This window comes from Nocardiopsis nanhaiensis (genome assembly GCF_054778635.1).
Map to the genome: position 1 here is coordinate 43,078 of NZ_BAAGZJ010000041.1, position 21,147 is coordinate 64,224.

Genomic DNA, 21,147 nt, shown 5'->3' on the forward strand with positions numbered 1-21,147 from the left:
CGGTTCACCCCCGGAGTTCCAGGTGGTCACGGACGCGCCACACCGTGAGCAGGTGCCCGGCGGCACCGGTGAGCACGGCCAGGGCAACGATCGGCAGGCCGCCACCGGTCAGTGCCCCCAACAGCAGGGGAAGCCCGCCGAACCACACCAGGCAGCTGCCCGTCGCCACCAGCACGGGGCGGCTGAACGGGTGCAGCACCACCAGGGAGCGCAGCTGCCACATCGGCAGGAGCTTGCGGACGAGTACCGAAGCCACCAGGGCCACCGCCGCGCCGACCGCCCCGTACGAGGGCACCAGCAGCACGCACACCGCGATGTTGGCGAGCAGCGACAGCACGTTGTTGAGCAGGTTCAGCCCCGTCCGGCCGGTCATGGTCAGGATGAGGTCGCCCATCCCCAGCGCCGAGGCGGCCAGCTGCCCGGCGCACACCACGATCAGCACCGCAGCCCCGGCCGAGTACTCCGCGCCGAACAGCCGCATCACCTCGGGGGCGAACACCAGCGCCGAAAGGTACAGCGGCCACGTGAGGCAGACCAGCCAGGACGTCCCCGCCTGGTAAAGGGAGCGCACCCGTGCGTGGTCCTGGTCGGCCAGCAGCTCAGCGAACCTGGGCTGGGCCGCGTAGAGGACCGCCTGTGTGCCGAACTGGCCCACGACCATGACCCGGGTGGCCGCGGTGAACACGGCGGCTCCGGTCAGCCCGTTGAGGAGCGCCACCATCACCACGCCGCCCCGCTGGACCCCCATCTGGGCCACACCGCCCAAGGCACGGGGCAGCGCGAACGTCCAGAACGCCCGAGGCGTGACCGGACCCGCCTCGGTCACCGGGGGCTCACCCGGCAGGGACCGCTCCGGCGCGGCCCGGCGCACGATCCTCCCCAACCAGAACCAGGCCAGCACCGCCGCTGGCAGGTACGGCCCGGCCCAGGCCAGCGCGAGGAGTCCGGCCGAGCCGGTGGCCGCGATCATCGCGACCAGCCCCAGCTGGGCCAGCGGACGGCCCACCTTGTCCACCAGGACCGTGACCGACATGTCGTGGTGGGCGCGGGTCGCGGCGAGCGCGGAATCGGCGAGTACCGCGAACGGCAGGAAGAGCGCGAGTATGCGCAGGTATGTGGTGGCCTCCTCCGGGCCCAGCACGTCCGCCAGCGGACGGGCGAAGAGCAACAGCAGCACGGCGACCAGGCTCGCCGTCAGCACTGCGGGGCCCAGCGCCAGGCGCAACAGCTGGGGGACACCGCCGGGACGCCCGAAGACCCGCATCCGGGCGATGAAGTACACCAGCCCGTCCGGGGCACCCGCGTTGGCCACCGCGGCCATGATGAGGAATACCGACGTGGCCGAGAACAGCAGCCCGGCCGTCTCCTGGGAGAACGCCCGGGTGATGGTCATGATCAGGGCGAGGTTGAGGGCCGCGCCCACCACCGCGCCCGCCATGTTGACCATGCCGCCGCGCAGGACACGGCGCAGGCCGGAGTCGCCGCTGCCCGAACGGGCCTCGACCGTCACACGCACCACGAGGGTGTGCGCCCCCACCAAGCGGTCAGGCGCGCGTCGCTGTCGGTGAACCGGGCGGCGAGGTCGGCGCGCAGGGTCTCCGGCATCCCCGTGCGCTTGCGGGCGTTGTGATGGCCCGGCGCACGCTGGGGAACCGGGGGGAGGTCGAGGAACTGGGCGATCTCGTCCAGGGCCCGGGAACGCCCGTCGAACAGGTCCGCGTAGTCCACCACGTGCATCCGCTCACGCCCGACGTGCCGCTCCATCCGCTCCAGCTGGTCGACGTAGCGGCCCCGGGACACGTAGCCGTGGTGCTGGTGCGAGTGCGAGTAGTAGCCGGGTTCCTCCAGCAGCCGCTGCTCGGAGCCGGCCAGCCGCCCCTCCTCCAGCTCGAGCGCCTTGGCGAACGGCTCCGTCTCGAAGCCGCGCGCGGTCTCGTGCGCGTGCGCGGAGTAGGCGCGCTCGACCGGGTCGCGCAGGATCACCACGATCCGGGCCTCGGGAAGGTCCTTGGCGATCCGTTCGGCGGCAAGGGGGTGGAACAGGTAGTACGGGCTGGACTCGCACACCCGGATCCGGTCGCGCCCCCGCCGCGCGCGCAGGGTGGCGCGCAGCGGGAAGTGCGCCCGGTACCAGTCCAGCCCGTTGTGGTGGCCGGTGTCGAAGTAGTGGACCCCCTTGCGCAGGGTCGGTCCGGTCACCGCGGGGTGCAGGGAGAGGGCCTTGAACAGCGAAGTGGTGCCGGAACGCTGGGCTCCGCAGATGAGGAAGTCGGGCAGGGCGCGGGCGCCGCTGGTCACACTGCCGAGGCCGTCGGCGAGAGGAAGCAGGGCGCGCCTGGCCGGTGCGGCCAGGCGGGTGAGAGCAGAGGTGGCCCGGGGCATCGCGAGCTCCTTCGGTGTGCGGTGGTCCCCGGTCGTGGCCGGGGCCGTCGTGGGTGGGCGTCTTGCCGTGGTGCCGCGGGAGTCGGGCCGCGTGCGTAACGGATGGTGCGGGCGTCCGGCTCGTGCGGGTGGCCGCTGGGTGCCGGGCCTGTTGGCGGGCCGGGCACCGTGGCCGTCAGGCCGCGTGCGTGGCCTCGTGGGACGCTCTCTCCTGAAGCCCCGCCAAGGCGGGCAGCAGCCAGTCGTCGACGGCGGCGAAGCGGCTGCCGGTCTCCGCCTGGCGGTCGTGGAGGTAGCGGGTGGCGAGGTCGATCAGGTACAGCGCCATCACCGTGGACACCGTGTGCGGCCGCAGTCCGCGCTCCGCCATCAGCGGGTCGCGCAGCAGCCGCGAGCCGCTGTCCAGCCAGCGGTGGACGCCGGGGTGCACCCCCGCCTGGACGGACTCGTTGAGGTCGTAGTGCAGGGCGTCGAACCCCGCGGGTGCGTCCCAGGCGAGGCGCTCCCAGTCCCAGACGAACGCCCGCCTCGCGGTGCTGGCGATGTTCCATCTGGTCAGGTCGCCGTGCCAGGCGCCGAAGGGCAGGGACACGTCCGGGAGGCGGTGCAGCGCGCCGCGCAAGGGGGCCGCTTCGGGGCGCGTACCGAGCTTCGCGATCCGAGCGTCCAGGGCCTGCCGGTAGGGGCTCGCCGAGAGCTTGCGCTCGCGTACCCGATCCAGGCCCACGATCTGGCTGACGCAGCGCAGGAGCTGGTGCCGGGTGGGCCGGTCGGTCTGGTCCCCCACCGGCAGGGCCTCCTGGACCAGGAGCGGGTGCCCGTTCCACTCGCCCTCGTAGAGCAGGCGCGGAACGGTCACGTCCTTGAGTCTCGACTCGGCCAGGTGGCGCAGGGCCCGGGTCTCGGCCCGCACCAGCTGGGAGGTGAGGTCGTTGATGGCGATTTTGGCGTAGCCGATGGTTCGGCCGCCGGGGGTGAGCAGGAGCAGGACCGGCTTGCGGTTGGCGCGCGGCGGGCCCACGTGGATCGCGATGGTGAGCTCGCGGTCCAGGGCGATGGAGAGCGCGTGCTCGATCCCCGGGCCTGCTCCCACGTACAAGCGGTCGCGCAGGAGCAGCGGGGCTATCCCGGTGGCGAACGCCCCGGTCAGCATCAGGGTCTGGAGCCGTTCGCGCAGGGAGTGGCCCTGGGCGAAGGACGTGATGCCCCGGGTGGCGGCCGAGCGGTTGTGCGCGGGCAGGATCACCCGCGGATTGTGCGCGTTGGGTACCGGGAGGTACTGGTTGCCCCGGTTCCGGTGGACGATGCGCCGAAAGGCGCCGTCACCGGGGCCGAGCAGGCCGCCGCAGGGCCACAACACGGCCGCGAGGTCGGTCAGGTAGGTCGTCTCGCTGTTCACCAAGCACCCCCGCCGGTGCGCGCGGTCCCTCGACGACGGAGCACCGGTTCCTCGCGGCGCCAGAGCAGGGCGACGGCGATCATGGTGACGGCGAGTGGGGACATGAGCGCGACGTAGAAGAACATGTACCAGAACAGAAGCAACACGGTGAGCAGTGCGCCCTGCCCGACCGCGGTCGACGCGGCCCGGTAGCGCCAGGCCACTTGTGCGAAGAACGCGAAGAGCAGGAGCGTGCCCACCCATCCGCTGGAGATCAGGGTGATCCACAGCTGTCCGGCGTTGCCGATCACGTGCTGGCCGCAGCCCGGGCACTCAGGGGTGGGACCGATCGCGATCGAGTCGGAACTGCCCAGGCCCTCGCGGGTGGTGCCCCACCCGAGGACCGGGGACAGGTCGGCGGCGGTCACGGACGCGGCGTTGGTCGCTGCCCGGCCGTCGTCGCTGTGAGGGCTGTCCGCGCGTGCCTGCACGACTTCGGACAGCGGTGACAGGGCCAGGGCGATCAGGACCGCGGCCATGGCCGCCGCAGCGGAGCCCACCAGGACCACACGGCCCCGGCGCAGCGCCTGGACCGCGGCGAAGGCGAGCGACAGCGCCAGGCCCGCCCAGAGCGCGCGGTTCAGCGAGTACACGATCGGGGCCACCGACAGCGCGACCGCGGCCAGCGCACCCAGGCGCACCCATCCGGCCCCCTGCACGGCCCAGCCCACCACCACCCAGATGAGCAGCAGGGACAGCATGTAGCCCCAGACGTTGGTGTACTCCCAGGGGGCCTTCGGGCGGGCCGACTCGACGCCGCCGAAGACGTCCATGATCTGCGCGGAAGCGGGGTGGACCAGGGTCCGCATGTAGGGGTCGTCGGCCAGGGTCCCCGGGATCAGGTACTCCAGCGGAGCGGTGAACTCGAACCGGGGCGCGAACATGCCCAGGTAGCCGCCGACGATGGTGACCAGGCACAGCACGGCCAGGGACCACACCACCAGCCGAACGGGCAGCTCGCGCTCGGTCAGGTTGCCGACGTAGAGCAGCAGCACGGTGAGGACGAGGTAGTTGACCACGCGGAGCAGGGCGCCGGGATAGCCGCCGCTGCCCGGCACGGTCCCGGGCATCTCCAAGGGGACCAGGGCCAGCCCGAGGACCGCCCACACGAGGAACAGGCCCCACAGCCAGAAGCCCGGGGGTACCCGCAGCCCCACGGTTCGATGGCGGCGCACCAGCTCGGCCAGCATCGGTACGGCGAACAGCCAGTACGCGAACTGCCCCATGCCCAGCGCCCACCAGACCGGGTACCCGGCCAGCAGCCACACCAGGGGCCACCCGGTGACCGGGGCGGGGCCGCTCCGCGGTGCGGCGCTCCAGGCCGCACCGGTCGTGCGCGACCCCTGGGCGGCGCCCTGGCCGGTCAACGCCGGGACCCCGCGGGTTCGGCCCCGTCATCCGCGGACGCGGCACTGTCGTAGCCGGCCGCCGTGCTGTCACCGGTGGTGGCGTGCGGGGCGTGGGCCCCTGCCTCGCTGGGACGGCGGGGCGTCGGGGGCACGGGACGGGGAACGGAGGGTGCCGGTCCGGGGTCCGGTTGGCGCGGAACGGTGACCGCTCCGGGAACGGTGACGCCGAACCGCGAGCCCGCGGTGACCGTGCCGGTCAGGTCGGCCCTGCGGGTCCTGCCCAGCTCGACCACGGGGAGGAGGACGTCGGCTGTGGCGGCCAGGGCGTGCGCGTCGGCGCGCTCACCGATGGCGGCGGTGGTGATGACCACGAACTCGGCGTGTCCGCGCAGCAGCTCCACCAGTTCGGTGGCGCCGCCCTGGACCGGGGCGGCGGCCCCGGGGTTCCCGTACCGCAGTACCCGGAGACGCGGTACCGCGGAGGTCCGGGCCACCAGCTGGGACGGGTCCTCACCGTCGACCAGGACTTCCGCCAGGCCGGGGCCTTCGGGCAGATCGAGCAGGTCGAGGGCGGTGTCGGTACGCGGGTCGGCGCAGACCAGCAGGGTCTCGGAGCCGGTCCGGGCCAGGGCCGCCGCGAGGTTCACGGCGGCGGCGGTGCCCGCGCGTCCAGGGGTCGTGCCGGTGACCACGAGTACTCGGCCGGGGGCGGGAGGGCCGTCCTCCTCGGGGGAGACCGCCCCGGGGGAGGCGGACTCGGGGCCGGCCGTCTCAGGGGCCGTGGCGGCCAGCCGGGCGCGGACCAAGTGGGCGAACTCGTTCGCGCGCTGGCCGTCGGGATCGTCGTCGGTGAGCAGACCAGGGGTGCGGTCGGGACGTTCCCCGGGCGTGGACAGGTCCAACAGGACGGGTACGGCGCCGATCCTCGCGGTGTCCTCGGTGTCGTGCACGCGGGGGTCGAGGCGGTCACGGGCCACGGCCGTGAGGAGCCCGGCGAGCAGGCCGAGGGCGGCACCCGAAGCCAGCCACAGCAGGGGCATCGGGGAGGAGGATGCTTCGGGCAGGTCGGCGGGCGTGATGACCTCGCCTGGGGAGACGGTCTCACGCAGGGCGTTCAGCGGACTGATGCCGTTGCCGAGCTCGACGATCTCCTGGAGCAGGGCTTCGGCCTGGGAGTCGCCGCCTTGGGCTTCACCGGTGGCCGCGGTGCCCTCCGGGGAGAGCGCGGCCAGGGACTCGTAGAGCTCCTCCTGCTCCTCGCGCAGGGCTTCGGCCCGGCCGCTGATGAGCGCGCGGGCCTGTTCACCCCGGTGGTCCAGGTAGGCGTCGGCGAGGGCGGCCGCGCCCTGCTGCGCGTCCTCGGGCGAGCGGGCCGAGTACTCGATCTCCAGGATGTTGCTGTTGGACGGCACCGTCACGTCGATCCGCTCGCGGAGGTCGGTGGGGGAGGGGGAACCGGGGACTTCCGCGGCCAGGGCGGCGGTGACCTGGTCCGACAGCACGACCTGGGCCTCGCTGTCGAGGTTGACGTCGCCGGTCAGGCGGCCGGACTGCTCACCGGTGAACTCCGCCATCTCCGTGGGGTGGACCTGGACCGCGGTGGCGGAGGTGTAGGCCGACGGAACCACGAGCACCCCGGCGGTGGCGAGGGCGAGCCCGCCGAGCACCCCGGCGCCCACCAGTCGCCAGCGCCGCCTCAACAGGGCGGTGTACTCCTTCAGTTCCGGTCCGGCAGGGCCGGCCGCGTCGGTGTCCATCGGGTCCTCCACGCAGACATGGCAGCACTTTTAGTGAACGATTGCATACTAAGTGTAATCCCTTTGGTTCTGCCTGGTGCTTTGGGAAACAGCCGAATTCCCAGGCGGGGCCGTCCGCAAACCCGCCGCGGGGTGCGGACGGGTTATCGCGCGGGGAGAGGTGCGCACACGAAGGGGGCGGCGGGATGCATCCCGCCGCCCCCTCGAAGCGTGCCCGCCCCCGCGCACGGAGGCCGATATGTGTGAACTGCCCGGTTGCCCGCGCTCTCTGTGGATCCTGCCCAGTCGATCGGCTAGACGCCCAGGACCAGTGGCGGCAGACCGGTGTGGGACTCCCACGCGCTGTCGCACTCGTTCTGTGTGGACACCGTGTTGGCCCGCGCGGAGCAGTCCCGGTAGTCGGTGACCTGTTCCTGGTAGACGAAGAGGATCCCGACCATGGCCGTCGAAACGGCGATGCCGACCGCGCCCAGACCCACGCTCAGGATGGCGCCCGGCGCTGTCGTGCTGTTGACACGGGCGGCCCGGCGGGCTCGGAAGCCCTGCACGAAGCCGAACACGGACAGCACGCCGCTGTAGGGCGGGAACAACAGGCCCGCCAGACCCAGGAACAGTCCCCACAGGCCTCCTCGTTCGGCCTTGGGCTGCTGTCCGTCGGCGCGGGGCTCCGGGCTGTTGTCGGTCAAGGTTCACTCCTTCGGTGGCGCCCCGCACCGTGGGGCGCCCTGGTCCGCTCTCGCCTGCGCGGAGCGTACCGGGTGTCGTCGGTGGTGCGGTCCCGCCATCGTTCCATGGTCTCGGTGAGCGCTGGTACGAAGGTCCGGTCCGCGTGAGGTAGACGGTACCCAAGCCGATAGGGTGGGTACGCGGACGGGCCGAGTAGGGCCAGTGCCTGGCGCCTGTACCAGGCGTACGCGAAACCCGGATGCTGCGCCGTCCCCCGGCGCCCCCGGGCGCGGGGGTAACTCCCGTGTCTTCCGCACCGTTCTTCTACACATGAGGGAGAAGCACGCTTTGTCCGCGCGAGTGGTGGTTCTCATATCGGGGACGGGCAGCAACATGGCCGCCCTGATGGAAGCCGCGAAGGACCCCGCCTACGGGGCCGAGATCGTCGCCGTCGGAACGGACCGTGAGGGAACACGCGGGGTCGAGGTAGCCGAGGCGGCCGGCGTACCCACGTTCGTCGTACCCTTCCGCTCCTACTCCGACAGGTCGGCCTGGGACACGGCCATGTCCGAGAGCATCGCCGAATACCGCCCCGACCTGGTCGTCTCCGCCGGGTTCATGCGCATCCTCGGGCCCGCCGTGATCGGCCGCCACCAGGCCGTCAACATCCACCCGGCGCTGCTGCCCTCTTTCCCCGGCGCGCACGCCGTGCGTGACGCGCTCGCCCACGGTGTCCGGGTCACCGGCACCACCATCCACTTCCTCGACGAGGGCGTCGACTCCGGTCCGATCATCGACCAGGTCGCGGTGCCCGTCGAGGACGGCGACGACGAGTCCAGCCTCCACGAGCGGATCAAGGCCGTGGAGCGGCGGATGCTGATCGACACGGTCGGCCGCCTCTCGCGAGAGGGCTGGAGCATCGACGGCAGGCACGTGCGGTTCGGCCGCACCGAAACGAAGGAGAAACGGTGACCCAGCAGGCCATCAGGCGTGCGCTGATCAGCGTGTACGACAAGACCGGTCTGGAGGAGCTGGGCATCGGCCTGGCCGAGGCCGGAGTGGAGATCGTCTCCACTGGATCCACCGCGGGCCGGCTCACCGCCGCGGGCATCCCCGTCACCCCCGTCGAGGACGTCACCGGCTTCCCCGAGATCATGGAGGGCCGGGTCAAGACCCTCCACCCCTCCGTGCACGCCGGGCTCCTCGCCGACCAGGGCAACCCGGACCACGTCGCCAAGATCGACGAGCTGGGCATCGCACCCTTCGACCTGGTCGTGGTGAACCTCTACCCCTTCTCCGACACGGTGGCCTCGGGCGCCTCCCAGGCCGAGTGCATCGAGAAGATCGACATCGGCGGCCCCGCGATGGTGCGCGCCTCGGCGAAGAACCACGGCAGCGTCGCGATCGTCGTGGACCCCGCCAGCTACGACGCGTCCCTGCAGGCCGTCCGGGACGGCGGCTTCACCCGCGAGCAGCGCAAGCACCTGGCCGGGCTGGCTTTCCAGCACACTGCCGCATACGACGCCGCGGTGGCGGACTGGTTCGCGGGTGACTACGCCCCCGACGCCGAGGCCGAGGCCTCCGGATGGCCCGCCTTCCGCGCTTCGGTGCACACCCGTGAGACCGCCCTGCGCTACGGCGAGAACCCGCACCAGAAGGCAGCGCTGTACACGGAGGCCGGTTCGGGCGGAGGCGGCTTGGCCGGGGCGGAGCAGCTGCACGGCAAGGCCATGTCCTACAACAACTACGTCGACGCCGACGCCGCCCTGCGCGCCGCCTACGACTTCGACGGCCCGTGCGTGGCCATCATCAAGCACGCCAACCCGTGCGGGATCGCCGTGGGCGCTGACAACGCCGAGGCGCACCGCAAGGCGCACGCCAGCGACCCGGTCTCCGCCTTCGGCGGCGTGATCGCCACCAACCGCGAGGTCGGCGCCGAGCTGGCCGCGCAGATCGCCGAGGTCTTCACCGAGGTCGTGGTCGCCCCCGGTTTCATCCCGGAGGCCGTCGAGACGCTCTCCAAGAAGAAGAACATCCGCCTGCTCGTGGTCGCCGACCCGGCCCAGGGGCCGCGTGTGGAGACCCGCCAGATCAGCGGCGGACTCCTCGTCCAGGACACCGACGTCATCGACGCCGAGGGCGACGACCCCGCCTCCTGGACGCTGGCCACCGGCGAGGGCGCGGACGAGGCCACCTTCGCCGACCTGGCCTTCGCCTGGAAGGCCGTGCGCGCGGTCAAGTCCAACGCGATCCTCCTCGCCGCGGACCGGGCCACCGTGGGCGTGGGCATGGGTCAGGTCAACCGGGTGGACTCCGCCCGCCTGGCCGTCTCCCGCGCGGGCGACCGGGTCACCGGGTCAGTGGTCGCCAGCGACGCCTTCTTCCCCTTCGCCGACGGGCTGGAGATCCTCACCGGGGCCGGTGTACGCGCCGTCGTCCAGCCCGGCGGCTCGATGCGCGACTCCGAGGTCATCGCCGCCGCCGAGGCGGCAGGGGTCACGATGTACCTCACCGGCACCCGCCACTTCTTCCACTAGACGCACCCGAGGAGCTACGCATGAGCGCGATCGTTCTGGACGGCAAGGCCACCGCCAAGGCCATCAAGGAAGAAATGGCGGAGCGGGTGGCCAAGCTGCACGCCAAGGGCATCACCCCCGGCCTGGGCACCGTCCTGGTCGGTGACGACCCGGGCAGCCACACCTACGTGCGCGGCAAGCACCGAGACTGCGCGCAGGTGGGCATCGCGAGCATCCGCCGCGACCTGCCCGCCGACGCCACCCAGGAGCAGGTGGAGCAGGCGGTCCACGAGCTCAATGAGGACCCCGCCTGCACCGGCTACCTGGTACAGCTGCCGTTGCCCAAGGGCATGGACGAGAACCGGGTTCTCGGGCTGGTCGACCCGGTCAAGGACGCCGACGGCCTCCAGCCGGTCAACCTGGGCAAGCTCGTCCTCATGGAGAAGGCCCCGCTGCCGTGCACCCCGCGCGGCATCGTGGAGCTGCTCAACCGCTACGAGGTACCGATCAAGGGAGCGGAGGTCGTGGTGGTCGGGCGCGGTGTCACCGTGGGCCGCCCCCTCGGCCTGCTGCTGACCCGCCGTTCGGAGAACGCCACCGTCACCCTGTGCCACACCGGCACCCGTGACCTGGCCGCGCACACCCGCAAGGCCGACATCGTCGTCGCCGGCGCGGGCGTGCAGGGGCTCATCACCAAGGACATGGTCAAGCCGGGCGCGGCCGTGCTGGACGTGGGTGTGTCCCGCACCGACGAGGGTCTGGCCGGTGACGTGGCCCTCGACGTCAACGAGGTCGCCGGACACATGTCGCCGAACCCCGGCGGCGTCGGCCCGATGACCCGGGCGATGCTGCTGGTCAACGTGGTCGAGGCGGCCGAGCGCCAGGCCGGTCTCGCGGTCTGACGACCGCAGCCTGACCGGGACCTCTCGGCCCAGAACCGGCGCAGAGGGGTCGTCCCCGTCCGGGGCGGCCCCGCCCCAGCGCCTCCCGAACCCGTGCGCCTTCGCGGTCAGCTGGCGCGGCGGGAGGAGCTGCCCACCGGCATCGGTCGGACCAGGCCCAGGGCCACGACCTCGTTGGCCAGGCGGGTGCGCCGGTTCTGCCCTTCGGGGATCCGGAACTTCTGGTAGAGCCGCAGCAGGTGCTGTTTGACTGCGGCTTCGGTGACCACGAGCGTTTCGGCGATGTCGCGGGCGGTGGCAGGGGCGACGAAGGCCTCTTCCGAGAGGGCCGGTTGGCACAGGGCGGTCAGCACGTCCAGTTCGCGGCGGGTGAGCTCGGGCGCGGAGCCCCGGCGCAGTCCGATCTCGGGGCTGAGCTGTTCGCTGGGCAGGCCGCCGATCCGGCAGCGGGCGGTGCCGAAGCTCACGATGTCGCCCTCCTCCAGGACGCGCCGGGCGATGGGCCGTCCGTTGACGCGGGTGCCGTTGCGGGACAGGCCCAGGTCGACGACGTACACGTAGGGTCCGCGGCGGACGAGCTCGGCGTGGAGCTGGGAGACGCTCCGGTCGTTCAAGCGGATATCGGCGCCCTCACCGCGGCCGACCGTGGTGACCTCACCGGTGAGCTGGCAGAGGTCGCCGGACTCTTCCACCCCTAGGTAGGGACCGTCCACGGTGGCTCCTCCCGGGCTACTTGGGCGCGGTCGGTGGGGGTACGGGCGGCGGTGGGGGAGGGGAGGCTGTCGGGCAGTGGAGGGTCGGTCTACACGTCGAGTGGGCTTCATGGGGGTAGTCCTCGCTCACCGGTGCACTCATCTCCACTCTGGTTACCCGGCTGATACATGTTCTACGCGCTTACTCCGGAGTTAGGCGGATGCGACGCGGAAATACGGTTCTGTGGCCAAACCGGAAGGAGGAAACGGTCAGAGGCGTGCTCCGAGGGGGGCGAGTCCGTTTCTGTGAGCCCTGGGCTCGGCGGTGCCGTTCACTACAATGGGTTCGGTCTCTCCTCGTCGGTGAAGCCGCGTTCGCGTGGGACCGGCCCAAGTCACCAGGAACATGAGCCAGACTGGAGCGCTGTTCGGTTTCGGACAGGGAGCTCCCGCCGGGTGGCCGGACTGTGCCAGGGGCGGGGAAGAGGCCGTGGAGAACGAACCGCGCGGCGGTCAAGCAATTCGGAAGCGAACAGGTCGGGACGCGGTGGACGACGCGGAGCAGACGGAGGCGGCGGGCTCGGACGGGGGCGCGGCGGACGGCAACACGCCGGACCGGAGCGCCTCAGGAGCCGGCACGGGCGAGACGGGCGGCAACCGGAAGAAGGTGCCCTACTGGCTTTCCCAGGTTCCCTACGCCCTGGTCCTGTCGGCCCTGGCGGCGGGGATCGTGGTCGTGGCCGCGGCCTATTTCAAGCGCGGGCCGGCGATCATCGCGGGTGCCCTGCTGCTCGCCGCGACCTTCAGGTTGTTCCTGCCCAAGGACTGGATCGGCCTGCTGGCCGTGCGTCGGCGCTGGGTCGATCTGCTCACTCTGGCCGGACTCGCGGTCCTGCTGATCGTGTTGGCCTGGGTGGCGCCGCAACTCTCCCCCTAGGCGTCGAATAAGCTTGATGTCGAGATACCGCGACACCGACAAGCACCGCCTCCCCGGGAAGCACGGACACCGGGCGGGATCAGGGGATTGCCGCGCGCGCGGAGCCGGGCCCGGCCACAAACCGGTCCCGGGTCTCTGCCGCACGAGGCGGTAGCGAAGACTGAAGGGACAGCCACACAGCCATGGCCAAGATCAAGGTCGAAAACCCCGTAGTCGAGCTCGACGGCGACGAGATGACGCGGATCATCTGGTCCTTCATCAAGGACCGCCTGATCCTTCCGTACCTCGACGTCGACCTCAAGTACTACGACCTCGGTATCGAGGAGCGCGACCGCACCGAAGACCAGGTCACGGTCGACGCCGCCCACGCCATCAAGGAGCACGGCGTCGGCGTCAAGTGCGCCACCATCACGCCCGACGAGGCCCGTGTCGAGGAGTTCGGCCTCAAGAAGATGTGGCGGTCGCCGAACGGCACCATCCGCAACATCCTCGGCGGCGTCGTGTTCCGCGAGCCCATCATCTGTGAGAACGTGCCGCGGCTGGTGCCGGGCTGGACGAAGCCGGTCATCATCGGCCGTCACGCCCACGGCGACCAGTACAAGGCCACCGACTTCAAGGTGCCCGGCGCCGGTACGGTCACCATGACCTACACCCCGGCCGACGGCAGCCAGCCGGTCGAGTTCGACGTCGCTGACTTCCCCGAGGAGGGCGGCGTCGCGATGGGCATGTACAACTTCCGGAAGTCCATCGAGGATTTCGCGCGCGCCAGCCTGAACTACGGCCTGGACCGCAACTACCCGGTGTACATGTCCACCAAGAACACCATCCTCAAGGCCTACGACGGCATGTTCAAGGACGTGTTCGAGGAGATCTACGAGGCCGAGTTCAAGGAGCGCTTCGAGGCGGCCGGCCTCACCTACGAGCACCGCCTCATCGACGACATGGTCGCCGCCGCGCTCAAGTGGGAGGGCGGCTACGTCTGGGCCTGCAAGAACTACGACGGTGACGTCCAGTCCGACACCGTCGCGCAGGGCTACGGCTCGCTCGGCCTGATGACCTCCGTGCTGCGCACCGCCGACGGCCGCACGGTCGAGGCCGAGGCGGCCCACGGCACCGTGACCCGTCACTACCGCCAGCACCAGCAGGGCAAGCCCACCTCGACCAACCCGATCGCGTCCATCTTCGCGTGGACCCGCGGTCTGGAGCACCGGGGCAAGCTGGACAACACCCCGAAGGTCGTCGAGTTCGCGAACACGCTCGAGGACGTCGTCATCAAGACCGTCGAGGGCGGCCAGATGACGAAGGACCTGGCCCTGCTGGTCGGTTCCGACCAGGGGTGGCTGACCACCGAGGAGTTCCTCGCGGCTCTGGACGAGAACCTGAGCAAGCGTCTCGCCTAGAAGGGATCGATCCGCTTCCGCCATGAGCCGGCGGTCGCGGTGAGACCTTGACCACGCCCGGGTGCACCCGTGTGGGAGCGCCCGGGCGCGGTCGCCTCTAGGGCGTGTTCGGGCCGAGACGCGCGGAAGGCGGTTTTCGCGGGGGATCGGGGGCGGGACCGCCGAAGTCGTCCGGCGTGTTTCCCGTGTTCGGGCCACATTCGAGGGGTCGCGGTGGGAGGATGGAAGCGCCGGAGGGGGTCGTCCGGAGTCGGGTGCGACTTATGACACGTGAACACGATTCGCACCTTTCGCGAACTTTGACCTAGTGTGGAGTCAAGCCGGTGAGAACCGGCAGGCCAGAGCGGGTTTTTTACCGCTCGGCCAGTATGAGCCGACGTGCCGGCCGTGCGCCCGCTGGGGGGTAGGCGCGCACAGTACGGAACGTCACGAAGAAGGGCCCGTCACTCCGGTGGCGGGCCCTTCGCTCGTTCTAGACACGCCCTGGGGGCGGTGTGGAGCGATCAGTCCTCCATGGCCTCCTCCGGGATGGGTTCGCCGTTGCGCATGGCGTCGAACATCTGCTCGGACCTGGCCTCGTCCCACACCACGACCGAACCGACACCCTCCAGCGTCGGGGTGTCCCCGACCGGCACGGCGGTGGTCTCGGTTCCGCCGCGCATGGCCATCAGCATGCTCGCCAGGTGGCGGAGCTTGTCGCCCTCGTCGACCGCGAAGGTGTCGGTGCCCGCGACCACGAGCGGGACCGAACGGAACGGGTTGAACAGCGTGCTGGGGGCGCTGGCCTCCTCGATCAGCGCGGAGAAGAATTCGCGCTGGCGCTGGATGCGGTCCAGGTCGGCCCGCGGGGTGGCGCGGGTCCGCACGTAGCCCAGGGCGGTGCCGCCGTCCATCTCCTGGCAGCCCGCCTCGATGTCGAGGCCCGCCTTCGGGTCCTCCATCGCTTCCTCCGGGCACAGCTCCACGCCGCCGACCGCGTCGACCAGGTCCACGAAGCCGCCCATGCCGATCTCGACGTAGTGGTCGATCCGCACACCGGAGGCGCGCTCGAAGCTCTCCACCATCGGGCCCGGCCCGCCGCAGACCTCTTCGCCGTCGTCGTCGGTACCGCACACGTCGTCGGCGAAGGCCGTGTTGATCTTGTTGTCGGCGTAGCCGGGGATCGGCATGGGGACGTAGGAGTCGCGCGGCACACTGACGATCGTGGGATCGCCGTCGCGGGGCATGTACAGGACCATCACCGTGTCGGTCCGGCTGCCTTCGGCGCGGCCGGTGGCGAGCTCCTCCATCTGGTCGTCGTCCAGGCCGTCGCGGCTGTCGGAGCCGACGATCATGTACGTCGTGCCGGGCTGCCGGTCGGGGCGCTCGTCGAAGTCCTGGAGGGCGTCGACCCGCTCCAGCCGCGAGTCCGCCCAGATGTAGAAACCCCCGGGGAGCACCAGGACGAGGACCAACACGAGGATCAGGATGTTCCGCACGCGGCGCTTGCGCCGCTCCCGAGCCCTCCGCTTGAGGCCGCGGCCGTCGTACTCGCGCCCGGAGCTGTGGGTCCGGCGCTTCCTCGGCCGGTTCGGGGAGACCTCGTCGGCGGGGGGAAGCCGCCGGGTCTCACCCACCACACGCTGCTCGGACTCGCGGGAGCGGTAGAGCTTCTCGAATTCGGGGGGCTTGTCGGAGTCGCCACCGCCGCGCCGGAACACGCCCCCTCTGTTGTGCTCGCCGGTCGAGCCGTGCTCGCCCGGGTGCCGTCGGTCAGCCATCGATTCGCCTATCTGCTCCGCGCCGTCTGTTCGCTTCGGTATGTCCCTTGTGATCGCTGACAGGGTAGTGGGGTTCGCCCGGATTCCCCCGGGCGGCCATAGGATTGCGGATCTCCGGCCGCGGGCGCGGCCATCGGGAGTCGTGAACATGCCCTAGTACAGGTCAGCTCCTCAGGCCAGCCGCGCGGCACCGGCGGAGGGCACGGCCGCGCGCATCCGGGGGACGGGCCAGCCCTTCTCCTCGAAGGCACTCCGGACCGCAGCGGTGACCCTCCCGACCCGCTCCTCCGGTACGAGAGCGATGGCCGTACCGGCCCACCCGGACATCCGGGCCCCTCGGGCGCCCGCGCGAGCGGCGGTCCCCACGGCCAGCTCCACAGCGGGCAGAGGCAGGTCGAAGCGGCGCAGGGACAGGTGCGAGGCGGATAGGACCGGTCCGACCTCCACGGCGCGCTCCGCGCGCAAGAGTCCGACGGCGGCATTGAGCCGGTGTACCTCGGTGACGGCGTACTCCACCCGGTTGCGCAGCACGGGATTCTGGAGGCCCCGCAGTGCTTCGGGCAGGTTCTGGACGGCGCGCAACGGGCCCAACAGGTCCTTGGCCCGGTCCAGCTCAGCGGCACGGACCGGTCGGGGGTCCCGCCGGGGCAGTTCCCCGGTCTCCATGACGACCAGTCGCAGCCCGGCCCCGGAGAGGTCGAACGGAAACACGGCGGACTTTCCGCTCGCCAGGTTCACGCGTACGGCGTGCCCGGTGCGGGCGTCAAGGGCGGCGCTCTGGCCGGCGGAGGCTCCCCTGGGGCGGTCCATGCCGGCGAGATCGGCCAGCGCCAGGGAGACCGCCGCGCCGACCGCCGCGGAGTGGCCCAGGGAAGCGTGTTCGGGCAGGTCCGCCGCCAAGACCACCCGAACCCCCGCATCGGACCTCAGAGCACCGCTGGAGCGCGCGTCAGAGGCGGCTGAGGATACGGCGCGGGCGGAGCGGTCCTGAGCACCCAGCGGCCCGCTGAGCGTCGCTGTGCGCACGAGCCCGTCCGCCGCGGTGCCCACCGCGGCCGTCACACCCCAGGGGAGGGCTGAGTACAGTGCGGCACCGCCGCTGGCCTTGGTGTGTTCGCCCATGAGGGCCAACCGCCCGGGGGCGCGCCATACTCCCGAGGGTTCCGAACCGAAGCGCTCCGCGTAGGCCGCGGCGAGCACCCCGCTCTCTGGGGCAGCCTCGGGCCAGGCGCCGTTCGGCCCCCCGGTGCGCACCCCCAGTACCGCGCGTAGCCGCGCTCCCGCAGTTCCCACCTGTCGACCCCCGCTCTCCTCACCGGGAGCACCGCCTCGGCGCACCCCGGATTCAAGTTTGCCGTCGCTTCGGTACCGGTCGGGCGTGGGGTTTTCCTCCGACTGGAACGGCGAGGCTAGGTTGTGCATCCACCTGGGGCGCCCGAACACGGGCCACAGCGAAGGGCGGCCCACGGGGCGGCGGCCCACAGGGGCGGGGAGAGGATCGGAGACCATGGCCGGAGTGCTGGCGCGGGCGAAGGACACGGCCCGGCACTATCAGAACCTGGCGATGGACGGTTACTGGGAGCTGCGGCGCCGGTATCCGTCCCTCGACCACTTGGTGCGTGCGTACGAGCGCTACGCGGACCGCAACGGCAACCAGCTGGCCGGAGCCGTCACCTACTTCGCGTTCCTGTCCTTCTTTCCGCTGTTGGCGCTGGCCTTCGCCGTCGTCGGTTACCTCGCGGCCCGCCAGGTCGAGCTCATGTCCTACATGGAGGAGGCGCTGGACGAGGTGCTGCCGGGGCTGTCCCAGCAGCTCCCCATGGAGCAGATCGCGGACGCCCGCCTGGGCGCGGGCGTGATCGGTCTGCTCGGCCTGCTGTACGCGGGGCTGAACTCGGTGTCGGTACTGCGCGAGGCCCTCCACTCGATCTGGCTGACGAACCTCAAACAGGGCCCGAACTTCCTGGTGCGCAAGGCGGGCGACCTGCTGGTCATGGCCGCCCTGGGGGCGGCCCTGTTCTTCACCGTCGCCTTCACCAGCGTCATGCAGACGGCCACGGTCTGGCTGTTGTCCCTGGTCGGCTTGGACGGGTCGTTGATCGCGAACCTGTCGTTGCGCGTGCTGGCCCTGGCCATCGCCATCGGCGTGAACATGCTCCTGTTCCTGCTGGTCTTCTCGCTGCTGTCGGGGACCGCGCGGCCGCCACGGATGATGTGGCGCGGCGCGCTGCTGGGCGCGGTGGGCTTCGAGGTGCTCAAGAACGCCGCCGCGCAGCTGCTGGCCGGGACCCTCACCAACCCGGTCTACGCCTCCTTCGCGGTGCTCGTCGGCCTGCTGGTGTGGATCAACCTCGTGATGCGCCTGGTGATGTTCAGTGCGGCGTGGACGGCCACCTGGCTTCCGCTGCCGCCGCCCTACACGGGCTCCCTCCCGCTGCCGGAGGAGAACGGGATGGACTGGACGCGGCCGATCGCGGTCCTGCGGCCCAGCGAACGCGATCTCGCTCAGCGCCGTCTGGCCCAGCGGCTGTTGGCCCTGGGATTGTCGCTGGTGGCGGCGGTGATCGCGGCGGCGGGTGCGGCCGTGTCCCTGAAGCGGCGAAAAACCTGAGCCAGAAGCGAAAGGTTCGCCCGCGGAATTCGCTTCTTTCCCGGCGTCTTCTTCCGTATGCGCGCGGTGTGCGGCGGGTAGTCCTCTTCTGTCCCGGTTGGCCGGTTCACCGGGACGAGCGGTGCGTCGGCCACAACGGCCGTCCCACACCTGGAGGGCAGATGGGAATCGCATTCAAAACGTCCGAACGCGCGACGCTCGGCGTCGAGTGGGAACTCCAGCTCGTCGACCGGGGAAGTCGCCATCTTCGCCAAGAGGCGCCGCAACTCCTCGCGGCGCTCCCCGACCTCAGCAGTGAGGCGACGGTCCCCCCGCTGCGGCATGAACTGATGCAGTCCCAGGTAGAAGTGGTGACGGGGATCTGCGAGACGGTCGAGGAGGCCAAACGCGACCTCGGCCGCAACGTGACGCGCATGCGCGAGGTCCTCGAACCGCGCGGTGCCGTCCTCGCCTGTTCCGGAACCCACCCGATCGACCACTGGCGCGACCAGGAGCTCAGTCCCGGCAAGCGGTACGGGGAGCTGGTCGACCAGATGCAGTGGCTCGCCCGCCGGATCCTGACCTGCGGGGTCCACGTCCACGTGGGCGTGCGCGGACAGGAGAAGGCCATCCCGATTGTGAACGCGCTCGCGCGGTATATACCGCATTTTCTCGCTTTGAGTGCTTCCAGCCCATTCTGGTGCGGTCATGACACCGGTCTGGCTTCCGCGCGTTCCATCGTCTTCGGCGCACTGCCCACTTCCGGGCCGCCGCCGAACCTCCCTGGGTGGCCCGCTTTCGAGGAATACCTCGAAACCCTTCTCAGGGCGGGTACCATCGCCTCTATCAAGGAAGTGTGGTGGGACATCCGCCCGCACCCGGATTTCGGCACCATCGAGATCCGGATGTTCGACGGTATTCCCACCCTGCGCGAGGTGGGAATGGCCACCGCTCTCTCCCAGTGTCTGGTGGAGTTGTTCGATCACCAGCTCGACCGCGGGTACAGCTTGCCCAGCCCGCCGTCCTGGGTGGTGAAGGACAACAAGTGGCGGGCCACCCGCTACGGACTCGACGCTCGTGTCATCACGGACGCACACGGAACCACCGTTCCGATCCGTGACGACCTCTACGAGCTGGTCCGCGACCTGACGCCGGTCGCCGCCCGCCTGGGCTGCACGGAGGACCTGGACCTGATCTCCGAGATCCTGGACAAGGGTGCCTCCTACGAGCGTCAGCGGGCGGTCGTCACCGAAGGCGGTTCGCTCGAGGACGTCGTGGACATGCTCTCCGCCGAGTTCGTCGGGGACCCCACCCGCGCGAAGATCGGCGTCGGCGACGGAGCCGGTGCGCGGTAAGACGTGTAACGAAGAGGGGACCCTCGATGCAGGGACGTGACCTGCCGGAACAGTTGACCGCTTTTCTGGCGCGCCATGAGCGGGAGTTCGCGGGCTTCCGCCGGGACCTGCACATGCACCCGGAGCTGGCGTTCGCGGAACACCGCACCACGGGCCGACTGGACGAGCGGCTGCGCCAGCTCGGGCTGAAACCCCGTCGGCTCCCCCAAGGAACCGGACTGATCTGCGACATCGGAGACGGCCCCGGCCCCACCGTGGCTCTGCGAGCCGACATCGACGCGCTCCCCCTCACCGACGAGAAGGACGTCCCCTACCGCTCCACGGTCCCGGGCGCGGCCCATGCCTGCGGTCACGACGTGCACACCGCGGTCCTGCTGGCGACGGGCGTCTTCCTCGCCCAGCAGGCCCGTGCCGGGGCACTGCCCGGCCGGGTCCGGCTCCTCTTCCAGCCCGCCGAGGAGCTTCCCGGCGGGGCGGTGGAGGTCGTCAACGCGGGCGGTGTGGAGGACGTGGACCGGGTCTTCGCCCTACACTGCGACCCCCGCCTGATGGTCGGCAAGGTCGGACTGCGCACCGGAGGCATCACCGCCGCCTGCGACCAGGTCATGGTCCGCCTGTCCGGCCCGGGCGGGCACACCGCCCGTCCCCACCTGACCTCCGACCTCGTCTACGCGCTGGGCAAGGTCGTCACCGAACTCCCCGCGGCGCTGTCGCGCCGCATCGATCCCCGCGCAGGGTTCAGCCTGGTGTGGGGCCGGATCAGCGCGGGCTCGGCACCCAACGTCATCCCCGACGACGCCGTGGCCGAAGGCACCGTGCGCTGCCTCGACGACGAGTCCTGGCACGCGGCACCGGACATCATCAAGGGCCTCGTGGAGTCGGTGGCCTCCGCCTACGGCGCCGATGCCGAGGTCACCTACCGGCGCGGTGTCCCGCCCACCATCAACGAGGCCACCAGCGTGGACGTCATGCGCGAGGCCGTGACCCTGGCCCTCGGAGCCGACGCCGCCGCGCCGACCCAGCAGAGCCTGGGCGGGGAGGACTTCGCCTGGTATCTGGAGCACGCGCCCGGCGCTCTGGCCCGGCTCGGCACCCACTCCCCGGAGTGGGACGGCCCCATGCTGGACCTGCACCGCGGCACCTTCGACGTGGACGAGCGCGCCATCGGCGTGGGTACGCGCTTCATGGTGACCACCGCGCTCACCGCCCTGTGGGAGAGCGCCCGTCAGGGGGTCCGGACCGGAAGCGAGGCGCTCGCCTGATGCGCGGTGCGGCGCTAGGGCATGTTCGGCGGACACATACCCTGCTGCGCGTCGCCCCAGCGGCACTGTCACTGCGCATCTCTCAGTCGACAGCCGAACCCGGGCGGGCCCCCGCTGTGCGATGCTGCCGAGCTTGCGAGG

General features: G+C 71.1%; 17 protein-coding genes. 8 read left to right on the top strand and 9 right to left on the bottom strand.

All coding sequences use genetic code 11. The features are described 5' to 3' along the window. Positions 1–4: 4 nt before the first annotated feature. The 6 genes from ACYVD1_RS19840 to ACYVD1_RS19865 form a co-directional block, all read right to left on the bottom strand. Positions 5–1,537 carry a lipopolysaccharide biosynthesis protein gene (locus ACYVD1_RS19840; RefSeq protein WP_460774940.1) on the bottom strand — a complete coding sequence of 511 codons (1,533 nt, stop codon included), beginning with the start codon at positions 1,535–1,537 and terminating at the stop codon, positions 5–7. Next, on the bottom strand, positions 1,507–2,382 hold the full coding sequence (locus ACYVD1_RS19845) for a sulfotransferase family protein (protein WP_460774890.1): 876 nt from the start codon (positions 2,380–2,382) through the stop codon (positions 1,507–1,509). The genes ACYVD1_RS19840 and ACYVD1_RS19845 overlap by 31 nt, the downstream gene beginning before the upstream one ends. A gap of 175 nt (positions 2,383–2,557) precedes the next feature. Further along, a complete protein-coding gene (locus ACYVD1_RS19850) occupies positions 2,558–3,781 on the bottom strand; it encodes a phosphotransferase (RefSeq protein ID WP_460774893.1) in 1,224 nt (407 codons plus the stop codon). Beyond that, the gene (locus tag ACYVD1_RS19855; RefSeq protein WP_460774896.1) at positions 3,778–5,187 is read right to left on the bottom strand and encodes a ligase; all 1,410 of its coding nucleotides are present in this window, start codon (positions 5,185–5,187) and stop codon (positions 3,778–3,780) included. The genes ACYVD1_RS19850 and ACYVD1_RS19855 overlap by 4 nt, the downstream gene beginning before the upstream one ends. After that, positions 5,184–6,926 (bottom strand): Wzz/FepE/Etk N-terminal domain-containing protein, encoded by a 1,743-nt coding sequence (locus tag ACYVD1_RS19860; RefSeq protein WP_460774900.1) that lies wholly within the window; start codon positions 6,924–6,926, stop codon positions 5,184–5,186. The genes ACYVD1_RS19855 and ACYVD1_RS19860 overlap by 4 nt, the downstream gene beginning before the upstream one ends. Positions 6,927–7,219: 293 nt before the next feature. Next, positions 7,220–7,612, bottom strand: coding sequence for a DUF4190 domain-containing protein (locus tag ACYVD1_RS19865; protein ID WP_460774903.1), 393 nt, complete (start codon positions 7,610–7,612; stop codon positions 7,220–7,222). A gap of 340 nt (positions 7,613–7,952) precedes the next feature. Between ACYVD1_RS19865 and purN the strand changes: the two genes are divergently transcribed. Genes purN through ACYVD1_RS19880 form a run of 3 tightly spaced genes read left to right on the top strand, consistent with a single transcriptional unit; the run spans position 7,953 to position 11,010 of the window. Beyond that, positions 7,953–8,564, top strand: a complete 612-nt coding sequence (gene purN / locus ACYVD1_RS19870; protein WP_460774943.1) for a phosphoribosylglycinamide formyltransferase — start codon at positions 7,953–7,955, stop codon at positions 8,562–8,564. Beyond that, positions 8,561–10,129, top strand: coding sequence for a bifunctional phosphoribosylaminoimidazolecarboxamide formyltransferase/IMP cyclohydrolase (purH, locus tag ACYVD1_RS19875; protein ID WP_460774907.1), 1,569 nt, complete (start codon positions 8,561–8,563; stop codon positions 10,127–10,129). The genes purN and purH overlap by 4 nt, the downstream gene beginning before the upstream one ends. A 20-nt stretch (positions 10,130–10,149) precedes the next feature. Further along, positions 10,150–11,010 carry a bifunctional methylenetetrahydrofolate dehydrogenase/methenyltetrahydrofolate cyclohydrolase gene (locus tag ACYVD1_RS19880; RefSeq protein ID WP_460774910.1) on the top strand — a complete coding sequence of 287 codons (861 nt, stop codon included), beginning with the start codon at positions 10,150–10,152 and terminating at the stop codon, positions 11,008–11,010. A gap of 107 nt (positions 11,011–11,117) precedes the next feature. Here ACYVD1_RS19880 and ACYVD1_RS19885 read toward each other — a convergent pair whose 3' ends face one another. Further along, positions 11,118–11,723 carry an FHA domain-containing protein gene (locus tag ACYVD1_RS19885; protein ID WP_460774913.1) on the bottom strand — a complete coding sequence of 202 codons (606 nt, stop codon included), beginning with the start codon at positions 11,721–11,723 and terminating at the stop codon, positions 11,118–11,120. Between the two features lie 526 nt (positions 11,724–12,249). On the opposite strand from ACYVD1_RS19885, the gene ACYVD1_RS19890 reads away from it, so the two are divergent. Together ACYVD1_RS19890 and ACYVD1_RS19895 are read left to right on the top strand one after the other, a co-directional pair. Then, positions 12,250–12,639, top strand: a complete 390-nt coding sequence (locus ACYVD1_RS19890; RefSeq protein ID WP_460774946.1) for a DUF3017 domain-containing protein — start codon at positions 12,250–12,252, stop codon at positions 12,637–12,639. Positions 12,640–12,821: 182 nt separating this feature from the next. Continuing rightward, positions 12,822–14,039, top strand: a complete 1,218-nt coding sequence (locus tag ACYVD1_RS19895; protein ID WP_460774916.1) for an NADP-dependent isocitrate dehydrogenase — start codon at positions 12,822–12,824, stop codon at positions 14,037–14,039. A 503-nt stretch (positions 14,040–14,542) separates the two neighbouring features. On the opposite strand, the gene ACYVD1_RS19900 is transcribed toward ACYVD1_RS19895, so the two are convergent. Together ACYVD1_RS19900 and ACYVD1_RS19905 are read right to left on the bottom strand one after the other, a co-directional pair. Beyond that, the gene (locus tag ACYVD1_RS19900) at positions 14,543–15,799 is read right to left on the bottom strand and encodes an LCP family protein (RefSeq protein ID WP_460774920.1); all 1,257 of its coding nucleotides are present in this window, start codon (positions 15,797–15,799) and stop codon (positions 14,543–14,545) included. A 171-nt stretch (positions 15,800–15,970) separates the two neighbouring features. Then, positions 15,971–17,092, bottom strand: a complete 1,122-nt coding sequence (locus ACYVD1_RS19905; protein ID WP_460774923.1) for a galactokinase family protein — start codon at positions 17,090–17,092, stop codon at positions 15,971–15,973. Positions 17,093–17,306: 214 nt separating this feature from the next. On the opposite strand from ACYVD1_RS19905, the gene ACYVD1_RS19910 reads away from it, so the two are divergent. From ACYVD1_RS19910 to ACYVD1_RS19920, 3 genes are all read left to right on the top strand, one after another. Continuing rightward, complete coding sequence (locus ACYVD1_RS19910) at positions 17,307–18,410, top strand: YihY/virulence factor BrkB family protein (RefSeq protein ID WP_460774925.1); 1,104 nt, start codon at positions 17,307–17,309, stop codon at positions 18,408–18,410. A gap of 161 nt (positions 18,411–18,571) precedes the next feature. Then, positions 18,572–19,744: a glutamate--cysteine ligase gene (locus ACYVD1_RS19915; protein WP_460774928.1), complete on the top strand. Its 1,173-nt coding sequence runs from the start codon at positions 18,572–18,574 to the stop codon at positions 19,742–19,744. A 26-nt stretch (positions 19,745–19,770) separates the two neighbouring features. Continuing rightward, positions 19,771–21,006, top strand: coding sequence for a M20 family metallopeptidase (locus ACYVD1_RS19920; protein WP_460774931.1), 1,236 nt, complete (start codon positions 19,771–19,773; stop codon positions 21,004–21,006). Positions 21,007–21,147 lie beyond the last annotated feature (141 nt).